Source organism: Noviherbaspirillum sp. (assembly GCF_035944575.1).
GTDB lineage: Bacteria > Pseudomonadota > Gammaproteobacteria > Burkholderiales > Burkholderiaceae_D > Noviherbaspirillum.
Map to the genome: position 1 here is coordinate 1 of NZ_DASZBA010000133.1, position 19,712 is coordinate 19,712.

Sequence of the window (19,712 nt, forward strand, 5' to 3'; positions counted from 1 at the left end):
TCCCGGGTATATGGCACCGATCATCCGCCTTCCGAGAACGGATGCCCCGCCCGGTGATCGTGCTTGTGCGCTTGGGATGTTCGGCATGGTCCCCCATTGGGCTGATACAAAGCTCGCACGGCAGACCTATAACGCACGCACGGAAACGGTAGCCACGAAACCAAGCTTCAGGAATGCATACAAGCACCGGCAATTTTGCGTTATTCCGGTGGCGTCGTTCTATGAGCCGTCGTATGAAACCGGCAAGGCAGAACGATGGGAAATTGCCGATGCCGACGGGGCGCCGCTCGGCATTGCGGGAATCTGGGAGCACAGGCAGGACGGCCCGAACGGATTGCCATTGCTGTCATTCTCCATGTTGACGATCAACGCGGACGGGCACCCGCTGATGCAGCGATTTCACAAGCCCGAGGATGAGAAGCGCATGCTGGTCATTCTGCGGCCGGAGCAGTATGACGAATGGCTGACATCCCCGGTGGAGGATGCGCCCACGCTGTTTGAACCTTATCCTGCCGAGAGGCTGATCGCCCAGGCGGCGCCGAAGACGAGCGCCAAGCCGGGAAAGCAGACACTTCTCGACATTTAAGGCGCGCTGGATCCAGATCTCCATTGCAACTTGCGCCGAGCACTCCGGTCGACGGGAACATGCGAGATCGATTGCGAATCTTGTTATCCGGCCATATTCATTCGTCCTGTTACGACAAGAATTTGTCAGCACAATGAAAAAGGGCTGACAGCCATCTCGGCGGTCAACCCTTTTTGTCTGCATTGATGAAAACGCTGCAGTAGTGTTCATTGATGCCAGCTGAAGGACTCGAACCCCCTACCTGTCCATTACATTTGGAATGCTCTACCTGTTGAGCTAAGCCGGCGCATTGGAGCCATCATATTCCGGCGGTTTGGAACGACCTAGACAGAGCGCAAACAATCAAAAAATTTATGGCCCCCCGCCTACGTGCGGCCGTTGGAGCCAGTCGGTACCTCGCCTCGCGGGAGTCGGCGCGGCTGATTGGAAATTGACGGACCGCAAGCATAACTTTCCTTCTTTATTTTGCATGGTGCTCAATCCGACTTATACTGTATGCACGTACAGTATTGATGCACGACGCCGCATCTGGATGAGAAATGCGTCTTCAGACGGTCGGAGGCCATCAATCGCCTTTCCAACGCTTTAAAAACGCTCTATTCACATGCAAAGAGAAAAGTCCGCGCTGTCCCTTCTCAAGGATGGCGAACTCTGCGAAGTCATTACCAAGGATGGACAACGCCTTGCGCGCTGGAGCGCGCTCAACTGGTGTTTTTATTTTATCGATGCAGGCAATGTCAGCATTTGCCGGATGTCGGATATCGAAGAATGGATGCCGGCTGTCACAAAGGCGCAGTGACCACAGAGGATTGACAAGGAAGCGAGGCTGCGCCCGGTCAGCTCGAGGACGCCTTTGCTTTGTTGGTGCAGAAGGAAGAGGATGGATCGCTTTCGCAGCGCTTGTCGATCAATGCATCGACCAGGAACGATCCGGCAAGGCCCGCAATCAGCAATACAAACATCAGCTGAATGATCGTGAAGCCTGCAGTTTTTGTCATAGTGTTCTCCCTGAAACCGGGGACCTGGAAACACGTCCCCGAAGGCGCAACAGGATAGCAGAATGACAGGACAAACGAAAACGCCGGAATTACCGTTTGCCGAACCTTCCATAACGGTCGGACCGGCTGCGCTCGGCAATCACATGGCGTGGTTTGGCGGCAGTCTGACGAGGTGTCAGCGAAGCCAGCTCTTGTGAATGCAGAACGGCGTGTTGTGGCATCGGACCGGATGTCGGAGCTTTTAAGTACATGGCGAACCTCCCGTGATTGAACAGGGCCATGTTCACACAAGAAACTTAGAGCAGACTTAAGCAGTTCAAACAACGGTGCCTTCAATGCGGATGGCCGATGAACCGGTCTGAAAAATACCAATCCAATAGTCATTTATCAACGTTATCCAGGGCATTTATGAACGCCTATTCCGCATTGGCGGTAGCTGCAATCCTTCTTGCCGGCTGCGCCATTTCTACGAGTGGAGAAGTGACTCCCGCACGTCCGGTTGCCGCACAGGGCGCGAATGACGTACAGGGCAACCCGATTTCGGTGCCGGGTTCCGGCATGGGAGTAGGATCCGGCGTGCCTGGCGCCGCAACCGGCCCGGGAACCGGGCTGCGCTAAACTCCCGGCGACGGCCAAAAAAAATGACCCGTACGCCTTTGGGGCAACGGGCCGCAATCTTTGGAGAATATTACGTCTACAGCGTCTTTACTGTATTCCCAAATTCATTCCAATTATGTGACTGCGATCACAAACTGATGCCTCTTCTGTTGTGACCGATCGGAGTCCCAACGGACCTCAGCCGCGTATTCCAAGCACCGGCACGACCAACATCGGCGATATGCGCGATGCATCAGTACGCGCACTGCCCTGCTCTTCCCGCTTCTTGAGACGGTATTCGCTAACCACCAGCGTAGTGGCTACCAATATGAGAACGATCACAGATTTATGCACTGGCGTAGACATGCTCTTGCATCACTCATTCGAGATGTAGACATGCCTAGACCGAGTTCTATTTCCTTAGTTCAATGCAATGGGTGCAAAGTGGAAACAAATCTCAGCGGGACTAAGAAAAGTAATGAATGCGCATGTCTAAACGATAAACATGCTTTTCGTGCATGGCAAAGAAAAAGGCCTGCCATCGATAAACGACCGGCAGGCCCAAGCAACGCCTTTTAAGGGAAAATCAATTTCATGTTAACGCAGAGTGGCGTACTGCCATTGACCTTCATCAAACTTGAGAGATTGCTTCCGCAGCGAGCTGTTTGATGAATGATATGCGTTCAACCATGTCTCGTGCGATGTGCGGCAATGCAATTTGTTCCTTAACGCACGATGAATCGATTGGCATTCATTTCAGCATTTGTTAGCAAATGCCAGGATGTCTGTTCAACCCCTATCGCCTGAAAGTATTAGTTTTCACAGCAATACATTGCCATATAAATCAAATTCCGAGATGAGGCAAAAGATAGGCAGCTGTATGCCTTACTTCATAACGACAACAGCCGCCGGCTATGGCTTATCCGCCTTCCTCGCTGCTTCACCGGCATCCACGCCAGGTGTTGCGGATGCGGCATGCTTTTCAATCATCAGGAAAAAGTGTGCCTTGATGCCGAACACGCGCTTATGGCCGACGTCATGCTTGGGCTTTGCCGGCAGCAGGCTGGCAAGTTTATAGAGTGCGCCTGAATCCAGGAGATTGAGCGAGGCAGCGGACAAGGGCTTGCCTGTCCATGCCAGCATGCGTCGCCACCATGCTTGCGGCAGCCAGTGGAAGAACGGTATGCCGGTATGGAATTCGATAGGGTGCCGCCGGTTCGGTGTGGTGACGAATACGCCCTTGCGGGCGACCCTGTTCAACTCCATCAGCAACTGGAACTGGCGCTCGAAGTTGCCGGCATGCTCGATAACCTCTCCGCAAAAAACCCAGTCGAATTCACCATCGGCGAAAGGAAGGTGCGGATTGTCGAGCTGACGTGTCCAGGATTCGGCGAGCGTTGGACGGCGGCTTGTGCCGGCATCGGGCGCCGGGAGTTTGAAGAAGGTTACGCGGGAACGGGTCTGCTGGTCAGTCGCGCCTGCGAGCGGACTTGCGGCATCAGGCAACAAGGCGCCCGGCAATCCGACGTTTAGGACCGAGCCATCCGGATCATTGCGCCGGAATTCGGTGAATGCGTCAAGCAGCTTGCGGCGTTGTGACTCGAGCAGCCGTTCAAACATGCCGCCTGCCGGACCGGCGCCGTATTCCGCGTTGATGGTGTGCTTCAATTCTTTTCTCCTGCGCTTGCCAATGGGATGCGATCACCGCGGCGTGGCAACCTCGGTGATGTCGCTTTTGCATATTATTCGCCGTAATGGGTGAATGCCGGCTTGTGAAAGCACAAGAAAAGGCAAAGCGCTGAAGCGGAATCTCAGGCGGCGCAGGGTTCGAGGATAAGCGGCGCTGCCTGGCCGATAGCATTGCCTTGCGCAAAATCGATCCCGATCTCGCGCAACTTTCCGAGAATCAAGTCGTTTTCCACGAATTCAGCAATGGTGCGGATACCCATCAGATGCCCGATATGATGAATGGAGGCAACCATTGCATGATCGATCGGGTCATCCACGATATCGCGTACGAAGCATCCGTCGATCTTGAGGAAGTCCACCGGAAGGTGTTTCAGATAGGCGAAGGAAGACATGCCGCTGCCGAAGTCGTCGAGCGCGAAGCTGCATCCAAGGGCCTTGAGTTCCCCCATCAGCGCGACGGCATTGACAAGGTTGGCGATGGCAATCGTCTCGGTGATCTCGAAACAGATCTGAGACGGTGGGATGCCGGATTCGGCAAATGCCCCGCGTACGAAATCCAGAAAAGCTTCATCGGCCAGCGACGCACCGGACAGGTTGATGGCAAAGCATGCCGGCGTTGCGCCAGGGCGGGAAGCAATGTGCGCAAACACCGACCGGATCACCCAGCGGTCGAGCGCGGGCATGAGGTTGTAACGCTCTGCCGCGGGGATGAACGCCATCGGCAGCACCATCTGTCCGTCCTGGTCGCGCATCCGTAGCAGCACCTCGATATGCGATGGCGACGCGGACGATTCTGCGGCTTTGGAACGCAAGTCGATGATGGGCTGCATGTACAGGCAGAAGCGGTGCTCGTCCAATGCGCTGTTGATGCGGCTTATCCATTCCATTTCGCCGTGGCGCGCCGCCAATGCCTGATCCTGGGGCAGGTAGGTATGGATGCGGTTTCGTCCCCGCTCCTTGGCCACATAGCAGGCGGCATCGGCATTGCTCAGTATTTCGGCAAGGGTGAGCGTGTCATCGTCAAAGTTCACCCGGCCGATGCTGACGCCGACAGTGAATCGCTTGTCCTCCCACGCGAAAGTATGTTCGGCCACCGCCTGGCGCAGTTTTTCCGCGATGCGCAGCGCCGCATCGGGCGGACAGCTTTCCAGCAATATGCCGAACTCGTCGCCGCCCAGCCGGGCCAGCGTGTCACTGTCCCGCAGGTTGAGCCGCAAGACGGCGGACAGCTGCCGCAACAGTTCGTCGCCGGCGACATGGCCGCAGGTATCGTTGACCACCTTGAACTGATCCAGGTCGAGATACAGCAGGCAGTGCCCGACTCCGTTGACCTGAACCCTATCCAGTGCGAGCCGCAGGCGGCGCTCGAACTCCATCCGGTTGACCAGGCCGGTCAGCGGATCATGCCTGGCCTGGTGCGACAACTGCGCCGCCAGCTTGCGCGCAAGCGACACATCCCGGAAAGCGATGACGCAACCGGTCGAATGCCTTTCCCGGTCAAGAAGCCGTGCGACCGATCCTTCGATGGAAAACTGTTCGCCGTCACGCCGTATCAGCAAGGTCCTGCTGCCGATGCCTGCCGGCCTTCCCGAGGCGGTCATGTCCGGCGACAGGGAGACTGGCGTGCCATTGTCTTCATCGACAAGGTTAAGCACCTGCGACAGCATGTGCCCCACCGCCTCATCGTTGCGCCATCCGGTCAATTGCTCTGCGATTGGATTGAGGAATGTGATTTTTCCATCGACGTCGGCGCTGACCACCGCATCACCGATCGACTTGAGCGTTGCCTGCGCCCGCTCCTTCTCCTCGAAGAGGGCGGCCTCGGCTTTTTTACGTTCCGTGATATCGCGGAAGAATCCGACGAACAGGCGCCGTCCGTTCAGCGCCATGCCGGAAAAGGCGATCTCCACCGGCAGTTCGGTGCCGTCGCGCAGCAGCGCACGGGCTTCGGTCGAGCGCCAGTCGAGCTGTTTCAAACCGCTTTGCAGATAGCGTTGTTTGCCGCGCCGATGCGCTTCCCGAAAGCGCTCCGGCTGTATGGTTGCCAGGTCCTTGCCGATCAATTCCTCAGGCGTATAACCAAGTACCCGCAAGGTGCTCGGGTTTGCATATCGGATCACATCGTCCATGTCGAGGATCAGCACCGCGTCGGTCGTGGTTTCCCATAAGGTGCGGTACAGAAGCTCGGCATTCTGGTGAGCGGCGGAGGCCAGCGCGAGTTCGCGCGTGCGCGAATGCACCCGCGCTTCCAGTTCATCGTGCATGCGTTGCAAGCCCAACTGGGCCTGGTCGCGCTCCATCATCAGCCGGTTGAGTTCAGCGATGCTGCGCCGCGATTCGAGCTGCGTGAGCGCCTGATGGGCCAGCACCCGCAGCGCAAACACCTGGTCGTCGCTGAGCATGCGGGGTCTGTGGTCCATCACGGTAAGGGTGCCGACCGCATGGCCGTCGATGTTGACCAGCGGTATGCCGACATAAAAACGGATGTTCGGCACGCCCTGCACCAGCGGGTTGTCAGAGAAACGCGGATCGGCAAGCGCATCATGAACGATGAACGGGTCGGAGCGGATGATGGCGTGAGAACAGAAGGCGATGTGGCGCGGCGTCTCGGTGACGGTGAGGCCGCGCCGGGATTTGAACCACTGCCGGTTTTCATCTACGAGGGTGACGGTGGCCATCGGTGTGTCGCAGATTAATGCGGCGAGCTGCACGATATCGTCGAACACGGTTTCCGGGTCCGTGTCGAGAATATTGTATTGACGAAGCGCATCGAGACGCGCCTTCTCGTCAATCGCAATTTCGTTATCGCGGGTCACAGTCATGGATGACGAGCCTTGCCGTGTGGGCCAATACTGGATGAAGAGAAACGCTGCCGAAGGTCGGATGCCGCCAAGGGCGGACATTACGCGGTTCCATGACGGTCCGGCCTGCTTTGCCAGTCAGAATATTTCCTGACGAAAACAAATATAGCAGGGGTTTTTCTGGCGTCAGGGGTACGACGAAGAATATTGACCCGTGTCAATAAAGCGTCACATCCTTGGTTCGCAGCGGATTGTTTTAACCCGATGAGTTGTCAGGAAGGTTGTCAAGAATTCACCGACCTCGACATCTGGCTCATTGGCTTGGAATTTGCATCCCAATCCGCGTGGTCGGCAATTCATCATTGCATTAAACGCTAATCGTCTTTAGGGCAGGCACGCTTGATGACACTATGCGCACACTCCCATTCTCCACTTCCGCTTCCCGATAGCAGTTTCCCCCCTCACTTTTCCGAATTCACAAGGCTCCAAGGCCATTATTGAGAAAAATGTTATGAAAAATTTACCAAAAGATCCAATCCCTCCGCTTGAACTCTGGGGCGGCCTCGAATGTACCGTCAACCGGGTGGTCGACGAATATTTCAGCCAGATGGAACGCAACGGCCACGCAACCCGCACCGATGATCTGGAACGCTTTGCATCGCTCGGCATCAAGGCGATCCGTTATCCGGTGCTGTGGGAGCGCACAGCGCCGAACGGAATCGCCAGGGCCGACTGGTCGTGGCCCGACGAGCGGCTGCCGGAACTGCAGCGGCTGGGCGTCACGCCCATCGTCGGTCTGGTGCATCACGGCAGCGGTCCGCAACATACCAGCCTCGTCGAACCGGATTTCGCCGACAAGCTGGCCGAATTTGCCGGTGCGGTCGCTCAGCGCTACCCATGGGTCGAGTACTACACCCCGGTCAACGAGCCGCTGACCACCGCCCGCTTCAGCGGCTTGTACGGCGTCTGGTACCCGCATGGACGGGACGAGCGCACCTTCATCCAGGCACTGATCAATCAGTGCCGCGCGGTCGTCCTTTCCATGCGGGAAATCCGCAAGATCAATCCGCAGGCAAAACTGGTCCAGACCGATGATCTCGGTAAGTCTTACAGCACGCCGGAAATGTCGGCCCTGGCGGATTTCTATAATGAACGCCGCTGGCTGGGCTGGGATCTTCTCTGCGGCAAGGTCGGCCCCGGGCACGCGCTGTGGCAGTACCTTACCGGCACAGGCATCGCCGAGTCGGAATTCCTGTGGTTCGCGGATAACCCATGTCCGCCGGACATTATCGGCGTGAACTATTACATCACCAGCGAGCGTTGGCTCGATCATCGGGTGGAGCGCTATCCGGAACGCTATGTGGGTTCCTACCGCGGACTTCCCCATGCCGACATCGAAGCGCCTCGCGCGCTCGCAACACCGACCGAAGGCATCGGCCCATTGCTGCAGGAAGCGTGGGATCGTTACGGTTTGCCGCTTGCGGTGACCGAAGCGCATATCGATGCCAACCGTGAAGACCAGCTGCGCTGGCAGCTCGAGATCTGGGATGCCTGCAAGGAAGTGCAGCAGCGCGGCGTCGACATGCGGGCGGTGACGGTATGGGCGCTGCTCGGTTCCTATGACTGGAATTGCCTGGTAACGGAATGCCGGGGCTACTACGAATCCGGACCGTTCGACGTGCGCTCTCCGGAGCCGCGTCCGACGGCCGTCGCGACGCTGATGCGGGAATTGTCCGCAGGCAGCATGTTGTCGCATCCGGTTCTCCAGGGCTTGGGCTGGTGGCGGCGTCCGGGACGGTTCTTCTGCGAACCGGTCAGCATCGCGGCGACAGCGACGCCGATCCGTTCCGGCGTGAAGCGCAAGGAACAAGGCCTGGTTCAACCCATCCTGATTACCGGCGCAACCGGCACGCTCGGCAGCGCGTTCGCCCGCATTTGCGAACAGCGCAATCTCGCCTACCGCCTGCTGAGCAGACAGGAAATGGATATAGCCGATCCGCAGTCGGTGGAGAGCGCGATCGGCAAATACCAGCCATGGGCCATCATCAACACCGGCGGCTATGTGCGGGTGGACGACGCCGAAAACGATATCGACCGCTGCATGCGGGAAAACGCGCTCGGTCCGGAAGTTCTGGCACGCGTCTGCGCGAACGGCGGCATCCAGTTGCTGACCTTTTCAAGCGACCTGGTGTTCGACGGGCTGAAAGGGCAACCGTATGTCGAAAGCGATCTGGTCGCGCCATTGAACGTCTACGGCAGGAGCAAGGCGGAAGCGGAGCGCAAGTTGCAAGAGATGTATCCGGATGCGCTGATGGTGCGCACCAGTTCCTTCTTCGGCCCCTGGGATAACTTCAACTTCCTGACACAGGCCCTGCGCACCTTGCAAGCAGGAGAACCCTTCAGGGCCGCCGGCGACATCACCATATCGCCTACCTACGTCCCCGACCTCGTGCATACCTGCCTGGATCTGCTGATCGACAAGGAAGGCGGCATCTGGCACCTGACCAACGATAAGGAAATCACCTGGGCCGAACTCGCGGTAAAGGCTGCCGAGATGGCGGGACTCGATCCGAAGCTGGTGGTGCCGGTGTCGGGGAACGAACTCGGCTACATCGCGGCGCGTCCTGCCTATACCGCGATGACGAGCGAACGCGGCAATCTGCTGCCGTCGCTGGATGATGCGCTGGCACGCTTCATCGACTCGCAACGCCAGACTGTTCTGGCAACAGGCGACGATGCGGAAGAAGAAGCAGTAGGTTGACAACCGCGCCGTACCCGGCGAGCCCCGGTGCGGCCCGCCGGGCCGCCGTTCAACGGCTCGTCATAGCGGGAATGGCGCCAGCGGCTTTACTTGGGCGCCGGGCTCGGCTGGCGTGCGCGCGACATTCATGATCAGCGACACGGTAGTGAAATAACCGGCCAGCCCGATCATGTCGATGACGCCGCGCTCGCCGAACGTTTCCACCGCGCGCCGGTATGTCGTATCGCTGACACCGTGCGTGCGAAACAATTCATCGCATACGTCGTAGGCAATTTCCTCATCGCCGGCCATGCCTGCCGGCCTGCGGCCCTCGGCCAGCGCATCAAGCACCTCCGCCTTCACGCCTGCCTTCAATGCAAGCGGATAATGCACCCGCCACTCGAACTGGTTGGTCAGGTGGCGCGCGGTGATCAGCATGACGAATTCATTCAGGCGTGTATCGAGCGCGCTCTGGAAGCGCAGATATTCGCCGACCTTTTGCAGCCGGTTCATCAACTCGGGACTGCGCAGCATGGAAATGAACGGCCCCTTCACCGCGCCGCGCGGTCCGGCGATCATTTCCTCTGCTGCAGCCTTTTGAGCATCGTCCATGCTGCCGGGGTCCATCGGCGGCATGCGCTCGGGACCATTTCCCTGCATGACGGATTCAGAATTGTTGCTCATGGCTTTCCTTTCTCAATGAAATACGAAATCAGGTTGCCGCACGCGGCCGGTCCGGCTGGCCGGGGCGACCGATCCCCAGCAGCACCGCGCTCATCACCAGCAAGGCGGCAGCCAGCAGCAGCGCATGGGTGAAGTCGCCGTCCTTGCCGGCGATGACGCCGATGCTGAGCGGACCGGCGATCTGCCCGGCGGCGAACGCGGAGGTCATCGCGGCGATCAGGCCGGTGGCGTCCTTGCCTGCCACCTGCTTGGCTTCCTGCATCGCGCACAGTGTGATCACCATGAAAGTCCCGCCTACGAAGAGCGCCGCGATCAGGATGGCAGGGAATTGCGGCCATTGCGCATTCCACAGTACCGGCAGCGCGACGCCGACCGCCATCACGACATGACAGGCAACCCATAGCGGACGGTTGCCGAAGCGGCGCACCAGTATCGCAACCGCCAGGGTCGACAGCGCCGCCGCCGCGCCGAACACCGGCCATGACCAGCCGAACAGCGTCGGGTCCTCCAGTACTCTCTTCGCCATCACGGGCAGGAAGGTCGCCGGAATGATATAGCCGAAACCGAACAGCCCGTAACACGTGACCAGGCGCACCGAGTCGCCCGTCCAGCGAACACGCGCCCTGCCCTGCGCTGCCGTCGCCGCGACGGCAGCGCGGCTTGGAAAGAAACGCCAGATGACGGCCGTCACCACAGCGGAAAACAGGCCGAGCGCCAGCCATGCGCGGGCAGAGCCTGCGTCCTGCGCGATCAGCGCGATGCAGAGCATCCCCGCGATGGCGATGCCGCTGCCGACACCGGCGAACACGATGCTGTTGAGTGCCGGCCGCTGGTAGCGGGCCAGTGTTTCGAGGCACCATGCGGACACCGATATCAGCACCCAGGCGCTGGCAATGCCGGCCGCGAGGCGCAGCACCAGCCATCCGGCGAGCGGCAGCTTGAGCGCCATCGCCAGCGTGGTCAGCGCGATCGCGCTCAATCCCGCGCGGATGGCGCGCGACGGTTCGATGCGTACGAACATGGCGGAGACTGCGCCGATCAGGTAGCCGAGATAATTGGCCGAGGCGAGAAGGCCGCCGCCGGCAATCGAGAGGCCTGCGTCGTCGAGCATCATCGGCAGTACCGGCGTAAAGGCGAAGCGGCCGATGCCCATGGCGACCGCCAGCGCGAACAGGCCGGCGAGCGCGGCGGGAACGGGTGAAGAAGAAGCTGTATCGGCGGCAAGTTCGTTCACGGGCATATGGACAGGGTGGTTGGTTGTCAATGGCGATGAGGATTCCATTCGTCATCGCGCCGGCATGAAGATGCCGAATGCTGCAAGTGTAGCTTGACCAAGCCATATTGAAAAATGAATAATCGAGATAGGAGGTTCTCAAAATGAGAAACATTGATCTGGATTCGTTGCAGATATTCAAGGCGGTGGTCGATTTCGGCGGCATCACCAAGGCGGCGGCGCAACTCAACCGGGTGCAGTCGAACGTCACCACGCGGGTCAAGCAGTTGGAAGAGCGGCTGGAAGTGAAGCTTTTTCAGCGACAAAACGGCAAGCTGCTGCTGTCGTCGGAAGGCAAGGTCCTGCTGGCCTATGCCGAACGGCTGCTGCAATTATCGTCCGAGGCCGAGGCGGCCATCCGGACGGGCACCCCGCGCGGCACCTTGCGTCTGGGCACGATGGAGAGTACGGCGGCGGCCCGCCTGCCGCCGGTGCTGGCGCGGTTTCACCGCCAGTATCCCGGTGTCCAGATCGAGCTTGTCACCGGCACGTCCGGCGCATTGCTCGGCAAGGTGCGCAACTACGATGTGGAAGCCGCGCTGGTGGCGGAGCCCTTCACCGCGCCCGACCTCGACGCGCAGGAAGTGTTCGTGGAGGAGCTGGTGCTGATCACATCAAAGTCCACGCCGAAGGTGCGCACGCCCAAGGACCTGCAAAAGCATACGGTCATCGCCTTTGCCTCCGGCTGTTCGTACCGGCGCACGCTCGAAGACTGGCTCGGCCATGCCTCCATCGTGCCGGACCGCGTGCTGGAACTCGGGTCGTATCATGCCATCGTCGCCTGCGTCGCGGCAGGCTCCGGCATGGCGATCGTGCCGCGTTCGGTGCTCCGGGTGGTGCATGCGGACAGTGAGGTTGCGGTGTATCCCTTGCCGGAAAAAATCGCCAGGGCACGCACCTTCCTGGTTTCACGCCACGGGCATCAATCGGCGGCGCTGGATGCGATGCGAGAAGAACTCGCGCGGGGAAAATCACTGAGGAGCAGGCAGGCTGCCGCGTGAAGCGGACTCAGAATATCGACACGCCGCGCATGCCCGAGAAGATGAACATCGCACCGGCGAAGATGGGAATCACGACATAGGTTCCGAGATGGATGCGGTTGCCGAGTTCCTCCCCAAACAGTTCCTGAAGGGCCTGACGTTTGCCATGCGCCTGGGGCTGGCGTTTCCTGGCGATCGCCATGTAGATGCCGAAAAACATAAGGGCAATGCCGATGGCGATGGTGACGATGCTCATGATGTGCTCCCTGCGTGACGGTGTGCCGCTATTTTAGTCACTTAACAGCCCGGTGAACCACCCGGCAGGGATGCATGCCGAGCCCGCCGCCGAAAATAGCAGGCCCGGTATGGAGAGCCATATCAATCGTTCCTGGGAATCGTCTTGTCCAGCCATGCCAGCACGTCGCGCTGCACCTCGTCGCGGTTGGTTTCATTGAGCATTTCATGCCGCCCGCCCGGATAAAACTTGTGGCTGACGTCCGTCATGCCCAGTGCCTTGTAGCGGTCGAGCAGCGCCTGCGTGGCCTTGAGGTTGGCGCCGACCGGATCGAGCTCTCCCTGGATGACGAGCACCGGCAGGTTCTTGATGATGCGCTCCTCGCGCGCCGGATCGCGCAGATCGGCGATACCCTGGAAAAAGTCGCGCACCAGTTCATTGCTGAAGGCGAATCCGGCCAGCGGGTCCTGCTGGTATTTCGCGACTTCGGCCGCGTCGCGGCTGAGCCATTCGAAACCCGGCTTGCCGGTGAAAGGCTGGTTGAAATCCTTGAACAGGTTGGCCCAGATTTCGGAAGGCCCGAGCGGCGCCGATTTGGCTGCGGCTTCGAGCGCTCCCAGCAACTCCTTGGGCGGCGGCGGACCGTAGGCGGTGCCGCTCAGGATCACCGCATCGATGAGCCTCGGCCGCTGCGTCATGTAGTCCTGCGCGATGAACGATCCCATGCTGTGGCCGAACAGCACGATATGCGAACCGGGATGTTCGGTGCGCAGCAATTGCGTCAGGTGGGTTTCGTCGGTGACGAAGCGGCTCCATGCGTCCGGTCCGGCGTCGCCGAGCTGGCCGGACCGTATCCGCGTGCGGCCATGACCGCGATGGTCGGTTGCCGCGACCGCGTAGCCCTGTGCGACCAGCGCCCGGGCGAAACGGTCGTAACGGCCGCTGTGCTCCGCGGCGCCATGGACCACCTGCACCACCGCGCGCGGCTTCTTGCGTGACGCTGCCCAGTAACGGTAATGAATCTCGGTGCCGTCGGTGGCGCGGAACGAGCGCCAGACGCTGCTGCCGTCCGCCGTCATGTTGGCGTTGCCCGTGCCGGCGCATCCGGCCAGCGTCCCGGTTACCGCGGAGCCGGCCCATGCCAGCATAATCATGCGTCGCATTCTGTTCATCGGATTCTCCTCATTATTGGTGTTGTCGATGGTGTGGGAACAGCTTTACGGCTTGCCGGCGGTCAACGAAGACTGCCAAGTTTTCAGACCATACGCCAATGACGCGGACACCGCTTTGACAGGATGCAAGAAAGGCGGTCAGGCCGCCGTCAGTCCACGATGAAGAGTCTGGCACCGGTCCTGGTCCAGGAACGGTGCGGTTCGGTATTGTCGGCAACCTGGTAGCTCATGCCCGGCTTGAGGATGAATGTCCGGCCGTCCTCCAGCTCGGTGTGCAACTCTCCCTCCAGGCACAGCAGCACATGCCCCTTGGAACACCAGTGGTCGGCGAGATAGCCGGGCGTGTACTCGACCATCCTCACCCGAATGCCGCCGAAGGTTTGTGTACGCCACCACGCAGTGCCGGTTTCACCCTTGTGTTCGGTCGGGGAAATGCTGCCCCAGTCCGTTGTCCCGAAAGGAATGTCGGTCATGCGCATGGCGGATCCTTATTGGAGTTTTGACGTATTGGAGCCGGAGGCGGCGGTGAATACGCCCAGCCCGATGAATACCGATGCCGTCGCATAGCGGCCTACGGCACCGATGCCTTTCAGGTTGACGAATGCGGGCGCTGCGGCGTTCGCGGCCAGCACATAGACCATGTCGGTGAGCGAGGCGATCAGGACAAAAGCTGCGCCGAACAGGATGCTTTGCGCGACGGCCGATGCTGCCGGGTCGATGAACTGGGGCAGGAAAGCGGCGAAGAACATCGCGGTTTTCGGGTTGAGCAGCGCCACCAGGAAACCGTCGCGGAAGATCATCCCGATCCGGGGCGCCTGCCTTTCCATCCCGACGCTGGCCGCCGGCGATCCGGCCGGTACTGCGCGCAAGGCCTTGACGCCGAGATAGATCAGGTATGCGGCGCCGGCGTATTTGACGATGCTGAATGCCAGCGAGGAAACGGCGAACAAGGCAGCCAGGCCCAGCGATGCACCGATGGCATTGCCGAGATTGCCCAGCGCGACACCCGCCACGGAAGCAAGTCCGGCGCGCCGCCCCTGGGCGATGGTACGGGTGACGATATAGACGACCGCCGGTCCGGGCGTGACTGCAAGCACCAGGCTGGCGACAAGGAAGGCGGCCAGCATGGGCCAGGCAATGACGGTATCAGGCATGACGGCCCTCCTTGAACGGTGGCAAGGATATCAATGATGGTGATGATGATGCGACCAGTTGCCGTCCGGGGAAGCAAGGAAGGACTCGACGGCGTCTTTCTGCCCGGTTGCGTGGCGAAGTACCTCGCCGCATTTGCAGATGCCCTGATATGGCTGGATGTGGGAACAGGCCGATACCTTCTGCAGGAACAGGGTGACCGGCTTGGAGCAGGCTTTGCACTTGAATGTCAGCGTGCGGGCGGGTTTGTTGCTCATGGATGTGCGATGAAGTGAAGTGAAAACGCAGCTATTGTCCCTGACCGCTCAGCGCGCCGCAAGCCGCCAGAGCGAAGTGACTTCGGCGGCACGGGCGGTGTGGAGCGGGTCTTCGGGGTCGGCGGCTTTTGGGTGGTGCGGCCTCACATCGATCCGGCCGGCAACCTCCAGGCCAGCGCCGTCGATGAGCGCCAGCAGGTCGGCGCGCGAGCGCAGCCCGAGGTGCTCCGCGATATCCGACAGAATGAGCCAGCCCTCGCCGCCAGGCTCCAGGTGCGCTGCCAGACCGCCCAGGAATCCGCGCAGCATGCGGCTGTCAGGGTCATACACGGCATATTCGACGGTGGAACTGGGCCGAGCAGGAATCCATGGCGGATTGCAGACGATCAGCGGCGCCTTGCCGGCGGGGAAAAGGTCCGCCTCCACCACATCCACCTGCGACGAGTAGCCGAGCCGCTCGATGTTTTCACGGGCGCAGGCCAGCGCGCGCCGGTCCTGATCGGTCGCGACCACCCTGCTCACCCCACGGCGTGCGAGGACCGCCGACAGCACGCCGGTGCCGGTGCCGATGTCGAACGCCAGCGCGGTGGACGGCAGCGGCGCATCGGCAACCATGCCCACATATTCGCCACGCACCGGAGAAAACACGCCGTAATGCGGATGGATGCGGGCGCCGAGCGCCGGAATCTCGACACCCTTCTTGCGCCATTCATGCGCACCGATGACGCCCAGCAGTTCGCGCAGCGATGTCGCAAACGGCCCATCGTCGGGACCATAGGTTTCCAGGCAGGCCTGCCGGACATCGGGAGCGCGCCGCAGCGGAATCAAGTAGCCGGCGTCAAAGGGAATCAGCAGCATGCCGAGGATGCGTGCGCGGTGCGCCTGCGCCTGGCGATGCAAATGAAAATTCTCGACCGGCGAGCTGCCGGTTTTACGCGGCTTGCGGTCGATGCGGCGGGCCAGCGCCTGCAGCAGCTGGCGGGCATTCTGAAAGTCGCCCCGCCACAGCAGCGCACTTCCCTCGCTGGCAAGCCGCAGCGCGGCATCCGCCGTCATCCGGTCATCCGCCATTCGCACCCGTTTCGGCACAGCCGCCCCGGTTTCCGACCGCCAGGGCAGCGTACCGGACTTTTCCGGCGCGTCTTCCTCGGTCCATTGCAGGAGCGATTGGGTAGTCATTTGATTAACTTTCTTGAATAAAAAGCCATGATCGGTGGCGCGCAGCCATCAGTCCGGAAAAATCCTGCCTACGACATTTCCGCAGAGCATCACAAACCGGTATCCTTTCGGGATCGCCAGATGGCATGGATGCCGGCGTCGACCCCGGCTCCACCCTCACCGTTTTGCAAACAATTCCATGAATTTGAAAAAGATCATTTACGACCGCGGCGTGGGAGTCTACCTCGCAGTCGTGTTCTCCGCATTATCGCTGCTGCTGACAGTGATCCTGGTGGAAGTCATCGGCGTCACCGCCACCGAACAGTTGAAATCCAACATCGGCAACAGCCTCGGCGAACTCGCCCTGCAAACCTCGGACAAGCTCGATCGCGGCATGTTCGAACGCTACCGGGAAGTGCAGCTCATGGCCCGGCGGGCAGATCTCGGCGCACCGGAAAGCAGCACAGCAGCCAAGCGGGCGATTCTGGAATCGCTGCAGCATGAATATCCGTACTACGCCTGGATCGGCCTGACCGATTCGACCGGCAAGGTCATGGTCGCGGCCAGGGGGCTGCTGGAGGGTGCGGACGTTTCGAAGCGGCCATGGCATAGCAATGCCCTCAAGGGCATCTATCTCGGCGACGTGCATGAGGCGGTGCTGCTGGCAAAGCTGCTGCCGAACGACGCCGGGCGGGAACCGATGCGTTTCGTCGACGTGGCATTTCCATACGGCGGCATGGAAAATGCCGCCAAGGGTGTTCTCGGTGTGCATCTGTCGTGGCAATGGGCGAAGGAGATCGAACAGTCGGTGATGCGGCCGATCGAAATACGCCGCAAGGCCGAGGCGATGATCGTGGCGGCGGACGGCAAGATCCTGCTCGGACCGCCTGCCATGCAGGGAAAGACAATCTCGCTGACGAACTACCGGCGTGAGCGCGACCAGCCCGACCATTTTCGCACCGATATCTGGCCGGACGGCCGGGAGTACCTGGTCGGATTCAGCAAGAGCAAGGGTTATGCAACCTATCCGGGTCTCGGCTGGACGGTGCTGGTGCGCCAGAGCACGGACGACGCCTTCGAGCCGGTCAAGCGCATCCAGCGCCAGGTGCTGGCAAGCGGTATCGGCCTGGCATTGCTGTTCTCCCTGCTCGGCTTGATCGCGGCCCGCCGCATTACGAGACCACTGTGGTCGCTTGCCCATTCGGCGCAACGCATCCAGAAAGGCGAAGCGGAAAAGATCGTGCCGAATACCGGCGGCTATTTCGAAGTCAGGGCACTGACAAGTTCGCTGAACCTTCTTGTGGCTAACCTGTTGTACAAGGAAGCCGCCTTCAAGGAACTCAATCAGACGCTCGAAAAACGGGTACAGCTGCGCACCGCGGAACTTGCGCATGCCCTGGCCGGCGTGACAGCCAATGAAAATCGCGTCCAGACCATCATCGACACCGCCCAGGATGCCTTCATCGGCGTCGACCTGCACGGCCACATCACCGACTGGAACCGCAGCGCCATCAGCATGTTCGGCTGGCGCAGCGAGGAAGCCATCGGGCGATCGCTTACGCAACTGGTGGTGCCCCAGCGCTACTGGGCGGACTATGAACTGGCGATCCGAAGTTTCCAGGAGAGCGGCAAGGCCAATTTTTTCAACCGGCGTCTGGAACGCACGCTCGTCAATCGGCGTGGCGAGGAAATCCCGGTCGAGATGACCATCGGGCTGGCCGGTACGCATGAGACTTATTTTTTCAGCATCTTCGTCGAGGATATTTCCGAGCGCAAGAAGGTCGAGCAGATGAAGAACGAATTCATCTCGACCGTCTCGCATGAACTGCGCACGCCGCTGACATCGATACGCGGCTCGCTCGGCCTGCTCGCCGGCGGCGCGCTGGGCGCTTGTCCGCCTCAGGCGAAAAAGTTGATGGATATCGCCAACGCGAATTGCGAACGCCTGGTGCGCATGATCAACGACATCCTGGACATCGAGAAGATGGAGTCGGGCAACATGGAATTCGATCTTGCTCCGCGCGCACTGCGGCCGCTGGTGCAGCAGGCAATCGACGCCACGCGCGGCTACGCGGAGCAGTTCAATGTGGCGCTTGTCTTGCACGATGCGTCAGCCGAGGATGCCGCCGTCGTCGTTAACGCCGACCGCGACCGCATGATCCAGGTCGTGGTCAACCTGTTATCCAATGCGGTGAAATTCACGCCGCCCGGCCAGGCGGTCGAAGTGCGCGTCGGGTCGCACGAAGGACGGGCACGCCTGTCGGTGATCGACCATGGCACCGGCATCCCGGAGGAATTCCGCTCACGGATCTTCAAGAAATTCGCGCAGGCCGACACTGGCGGTTCGACGCACAAGGGCGGCACCGGGCTCGGCCTGAGCATTTGCAGAAGTATCGTCGAACAGCATGGAGGCCGGATCGATTTCATTACGCCGCCCGGCGGCGGCACCGAGTTCTTCGTCGAACTGCCCATGTACGGGCAGGACGCCCCCGGACACGACGATACCGCCATAGATAAAAAGGAAACGGCATGACCGTGCACGCATTGTCGAGCATTTTGTATGTGGAAGATGACCCCGATATCCGGACGGTCGCTCAGATGGCACTTGAAGTCGTCGGCGGCTTCTCGGTGACCGCCTGCGCCTCGGGCGCCGAAGCGCTGGCGGCAGTGGACGGCGAACTGGTTCCCGACCTTTTCCTGCTCGATGTGATGATGCCGGGGCTGGACGGTCCCGCGACACTTTCCGCGCTGAGGAGGATGCCCTCGGTGGCACAGGTGCCGGCAATCTTCATGACCGCGAAGGTACAGGAAAGCGAAATCGCGCTGTATAAATGGCTGGGGGCCATCGGGGTAGTCGCCAAGCCGTTCGATCCGATGCATTTGCCGCAGCAACTGCGGCAGTTATGGGAAACGGGGGGAAAGTGATCATGACGGGCGAAGAGACGCTGCGGGAACAGATGCGCCTGCTGCAGCATGGCTTTATTGCAAAACTGCCGGCGCGCATCGACGCCATGGAGCAGGCCATGCATCAATGGATCGCCGGCGGCGATGAAGCCAGCCTCAGGGCGCTGCATCGCCTGCTGCATTCGCTTGCCGGAACGGCTGGCACCTTCGACCTGCCGGATACCGGTGATGAAGCACGCCGATTGGAGGACATCGTCGCTTCATGGCTGGCCGATGACCAGATTGCGGAAAGCGATGTCAAGGCATTTGCGGTTGCGCTGCAGGACCTGCGCAGGCTGTCAGAAGCTTATTGATGAAATAGTTTCATTCAATCACCCTCATAAGGCATTACCGTTAGAATCGTGAGTTTTGCCGACAATCAACATTGGATATCAGCTCCTTGGTCGGCCCTCATGAACGTGGCGATCCGACATGTATTCGTTTTGC

General features: G+C 60.3%; 20 protein-coding genes and 1 tRNA gene. 8 read left to right on the top strand and 13 right to left on the bottom strand.

Features of this window, described 5'->3' with window-relative positions:
• The coding region (locus tag VGU61_RS08705) for an SOS response-associated peptidase (RefSeq protein ID WP_326858720.1) at positions 1-586 on the top strand (586 nt) is incomplete at its 5' end.
• Between the two features lie 213 nt (positions 587-799).
• Here VGU61_RS08705 and VGU61_RS08710 read toward each other — a convergent pair.
• Positions 800-872 (bottom strand) — tRNA-Thr (locus VGU61_RS08710).
• 318 nt (positions 873-1,190) lie between these two features.
• Between VGU61_RS08710 and VGU61_RS08715 the strand changes: the two genes are divergently transcribed.
• Complete coding sequence (locus VGU61_RS08715) at positions 1,191-1,385, top strand: hypothetical protein (RefSeq protein WP_326858721.1); 195 nt, start codon at positions 1,191-1,193, stop codon at positions 1,383-1,385.
• 37 nt (positions 1,386-1,422) lie between these two features.
• On the opposite strand, the gene VGU61_RS08720 is transcribed toward VGU61_RS08715, so the two are convergent.
• Positions 1,423-1,584 (bottom strand): hypothetical protein, encoded by a 162-nt coding sequence (locus VGU61_RS08720; protein WP_326858722.1) that lies wholly within the window; start codon positions 1,582-1,584, stop codon positions 1,423-1,425.
• A gap of 408 nt (positions 1,585-1,992) precedes the next feature.
• On the opposite strand from VGU61_RS08720, the gene VGU61_RS08725 reads away from it, so the two are divergent.
• Positions 1,993-2,202: a hypothetical protein gene (locus tag VGU61_RS08725; RefSeq protein WP_326858723.1), complete on the top strand. Its 210-nt coding sequence runs from the start codon at positions 1,993-1,995 to the stop codon at positions 2,200-2,202.
• A 177-nt stretch (positions 2,203-2,379) separates the two neighbouring features.
• Here VGU61_RS08725 and VGU61_RS08730 read toward each other — a convergent pair whose 3' ends face one another.
• From VGU61_RS08730 to VGU61_RS08740, 3 genes are all read right to left on the bottom strand, one after another.
• Positions 2,380-2,523: a hypothetical protein gene (locus VGU61_RS08730; RefSeq protein ID WP_326858724.1), complete on the bottom strand. Its 144-nt coding sequence runs from the start codon at positions 2,521-2,523 to the stop codon at positions 2,380-2,382.
• A 570-nt stretch (positions 2,524-3,093) separates the two neighbouring features.
• Positions 3,094-3,849 carry a methyltransferase domain-containing protein gene (locus VGU61_RS08735; protein ID WP_326858725.1) on the bottom strand — a complete coding sequence of 252 codons (756 nt, stop codon included), beginning with the start codon at positions 3,847-3,849 and terminating at the stop codon, positions 3,094-3,096.
• Positions 3,850-3,992: 143 nt separating this feature from the next.
• Positions 3,993-6,692: an EAL domain-containing protein gene (locus tag VGU61_RS08740; protein ID WP_326858726.1), complete on the bottom strand. Its 2,700-nt coding sequence runs from the start codon at positions 6,690-6,692 to the stop codon at positions 3,993-3,995.
• A gap of 490 nt (positions 6,693-7,182) precedes the next feature.
• Here VGU61_RS08740 and VGU61_RS08745 point away from each other — a divergent pair, with 490 nt between their 5' ends.
• Complete coding sequence (locus VGU61_RS08745; RefSeq protein WP_326858727.1) at positions 7,183-9,432, top strand: family 1 glycosylhydrolase; 2,250 nt, start codon at positions 7,183-7,185, stop codon at positions 9,430-9,432.
• Positions 9,433-9,492: 60 nt separating this feature from the next.
• Here the strand turns inward: VGU61_RS08745 and VGU61_RS08750 are convergent, their stop codons facing one another.
• The gene (locus tag VGU61_RS08750) at positions 9,493-10,095 is read right to left on the bottom strand and encodes a carboxymuconolactone decarboxylase family protein (protein ID WP_326858728.1); all 603 of its coding nucleotides are present in this window, start codon (positions 10,093-10,095) and stop codon (positions 9,493-9,495) included.
• Between the two features lie 28 nt (positions 10,096-10,123).
• Positions 10,124-11,335: a YbfB/YjiJ family MFS transporter gene (locus tag VGU61_RS08755; protein WP_326858729.1), complete on the bottom strand. Its 1,212-nt coding sequence runs from the start codon at positions 11,333-11,335 to the stop codon at positions 10,124-10,126.
• A gap of 137 nt (positions 11,336-11,472) precedes the next feature.
• Between VGU61_RS08755 and VGU61_RS08760 the strand changes: the two genes are divergently transcribed.
• Positions 11,473-12,369, top strand: coding sequence for a LysR family transcriptional regulator (locus VGU61_RS08760; protein ID WP_326858730.1), 897 nt, complete (start codon positions 11,473-11,475; stop codon positions 12,367-12,369).
• Between the two features lie 7 nt (positions 12,370-12,376).
• On the opposite strand, the gene VGU61_RS08765 is transcribed toward VGU61_RS08760, so the two are convergent.
• The 6 genes from VGU61_RS08765 to VGU61_RS08790 all read right to left on the bottom strand — a co-directional run bounded on the left by VGU61_RS08765 (position 12,377) and on the right by VGU61_RS08790 (position 16,343).
• The gene (locus tag VGU61_RS08765; protein ID WP_326858731.1) at positions 12,377-12,604 is read right to left on the bottom strand and encodes a hypothetical protein; all 228 of its coding nucleotides are present in this window, start codon (positions 12,602-12,604) and stop codon (positions 12,377-12,379) included.
• 122 nt (positions 12,605-12,726) lie between these two features.
• Entirely contained in the window at positions 12,727-13,755 is a 1,029-nt protein-coding gene (locus tag VGU61_RS08770) for an alpha/beta hydrolase (protein WP_326858732.1), read from the bottom strand.
• Between the two features lie 149 nt (positions 13,756-13,904).
• Positions 13,905-14,234 (bottom strand): DHCW motif cupin fold protein, encoded by a 330-nt coding sequence (locus VGU61_RS08775; RefSeq protein ID WP_326858733.1) that lies wholly within the window; start codon positions 14,232-14,234, stop codon positions 13,905-13,907.
• A gap of 9 nt (positions 14,235-14,243) precedes the next feature.
• Entirely contained in the window at positions 14,244-14,909 is a 666-nt protein-coding gene (locus VGU61_RS08780; protein WP_326858734.1) for a LysE family translocator, read from the bottom strand.
• A gap of 30 nt (positions 14,910-14,939) precedes the next feature.
• Positions 14,940-15,164 carry a hypothetical protein gene (locus tag VGU61_RS08785; protein ID WP_326858735.1) on the bottom strand — a complete coding sequence of 75 codons (225 nt, stop codon included), beginning with the start codon at positions 15,162-15,164 and terminating at the stop codon, positions 14,940-14,942.
• Positions 15,165-15,212: 48 nt separating this feature from the next.
• Positions 15,213-16,343: a class I SAM-dependent methyltransferase gene (locus VGU61_RS08790; protein WP_326858736.1), complete on the bottom strand. Its 1,131-nt coding sequence runs from the start codon at positions 16,341-16,343 to the stop codon at positions 15,213-15,215.
• A gap of 178 nt (positions 16,344-16,521) precedes the next feature.
• Here VGU61_RS08790 and VGU61_RS08795 point away from each other — a divergent pair, with 178 nt between their 5' ends.
• From VGU61_RS08795 to VGU61_RS08805, 3 genes are read left to right on the top strand one after another with little or no spacing between them, the layout of a single operon-like run.
• Positions 16,522-18,855, top strand: a complete 2,334-nt coding sequence (locus tag VGU61_RS08795; RefSeq protein ID WP_326858737.1) for an ATP-binding protein — start codon at positions 16,522-16,524, stop codon at positions 18,853-18,855.
• Entirely contained in the window at positions 18,852-19,247 is a 396-nt protein-coding gene (locus VGU61_RS08800; protein WP_326858738.1) for a response regulator, read from the top strand. Before VGU61_RS08795 ends, VGU61_RS08800 begins: the two co-directional genes overlap by 4 nt.
• Before the next feature lie 2 nt (positions 19,248-19,249).
• Positions 19,250-19,579, top strand: coding sequence for an Hpt domain-containing protein (locus VGU61_RS08805; protein WP_326858739.1), 330 nt, complete (start codon positions 19,250-19,252; stop codon positions 19,577-19,579).
• The last annotated feature ends 133 nt before the right edge of the window (positions 19,580-19,712 follow it).

Bases quoted from the DNA above. Each gene is read 5' to 3' on its own strand.
- VGU61_RS08775 (WP_326858733.1), bottom strand. From the start codon at position 14,234: ATGCGCATGACCGACATTCCTTTCGGGACAACGGACTGGGGCAGCATT.
- VGU61_RS08715 (WP_326858721.1), top strand. From the start codon at position 1,191: ATGCAAAGAGAAAAGTCCGCGCTGTCCCTTCTCAAGGATGGCGAACTC.
- VGU61_RS08790 (WP_326858736.1), bottom strand. From the start codon at position 16,343: ATGACTACCCAATCGCTCCTGCAATGGACCGAGGAAGACGCGCCGGAA.
- VGU61_RS08770 (WP_326858732.1), bottom strand. From the start codon at position 13,755: ATGAACAGAATGCGACGCATGATTATGCTGGCATGGGCCGGCTCCGCG.
- VGU61_RS08745 (WP_326858727.1), top strand. From the start codon at position 7,183: ATGAAAAATTTACCAAAAGATCCAATCCCTCCGCTTGAACTCTGGGGC.
- VGU61_RS08795 (WP_326858737.1), top strand. From the start codon at position 16,522: ATGAATTTGAAAAAGATCATTTACGACCGCGGCGTGGGAGTCTACCTC.
- VGU61_RS08750 (WP_326858728.1), bottom strand. From the start codon at position 10,095: ATGAGCAACAATTCTGAATCCGTCATGCAGGGAAATGGTCCCGAGCGC.
- VGU61_RS08725 (WP_326858723.1), top strand. From the start codon at position 1,993: ATGAACGCCTATTCCGCATTGGCGGTAGCTGCAATCCTTCTTGCCGGC.
- VGU61_RS08765 (WP_326858731.1), bottom strand. From the start codon at position 12,604: ATGAGCATCGTCACCATCGCCATCGGCATTGCCCTTATGTTTTTCGGC.
- VGU61_RS08740 (WP_326858726.1), bottom strand. From the start codon at position 6,692: ATGACTGTGACCCGCGATAACGAAATTGCGATTGACGAGAAGGCGCGT.
- VGU61_RS08720 (WP_326858722.1), bottom strand. From the start codon at position 1,584: ATGACAAAAACTGCAGGCTTCACGATCATTCAGCTGATGTTTGTATTG.
- VGU61_RS08760 (WP_326858730.1), top strand. From the start codon at position 11,473: ATGAGAAACATTGATCTGGATTCGTTGCAGATATTCAAGGCGGTGGTC.
- VGU61_RS08755 (WP_326858729.1), bottom strand. From the start codon at position 11,335: ATGCCCGTGAACGAACTTGCCGCCGATACAGCTTCTTCTTCACCCGTT.
- VGU61_RS08800 (WP_326858738.1), top strand. From the start codon at position 18,852: ATGACCGTGCACGCATTGTCGAGCATTTTGTATGTGGAAGATGACCCC.
- VGU61_RS08780 (WP_326858734.1), bottom strand. From the start codon at position 14,909: ATGCCTGATACCGTCATTGCCTGGCCCATGCTGGCCGCCTTCCTTGTC.
- VGU61_RS08785 (WP_326858735.1), bottom strand. From the start codon at position 15,164: ATGAGCAACAAACCCGCCCGCACGCTGACATTCAAGTGCAAAGCCTGC.
- VGU61_RS08805 (WP_326858739.1), top strand. From the start codon at position 19,250: ATGACGGGCGAAGAGACGCTGCGGGAACAGATGCGCCTGCTGCAGCAT.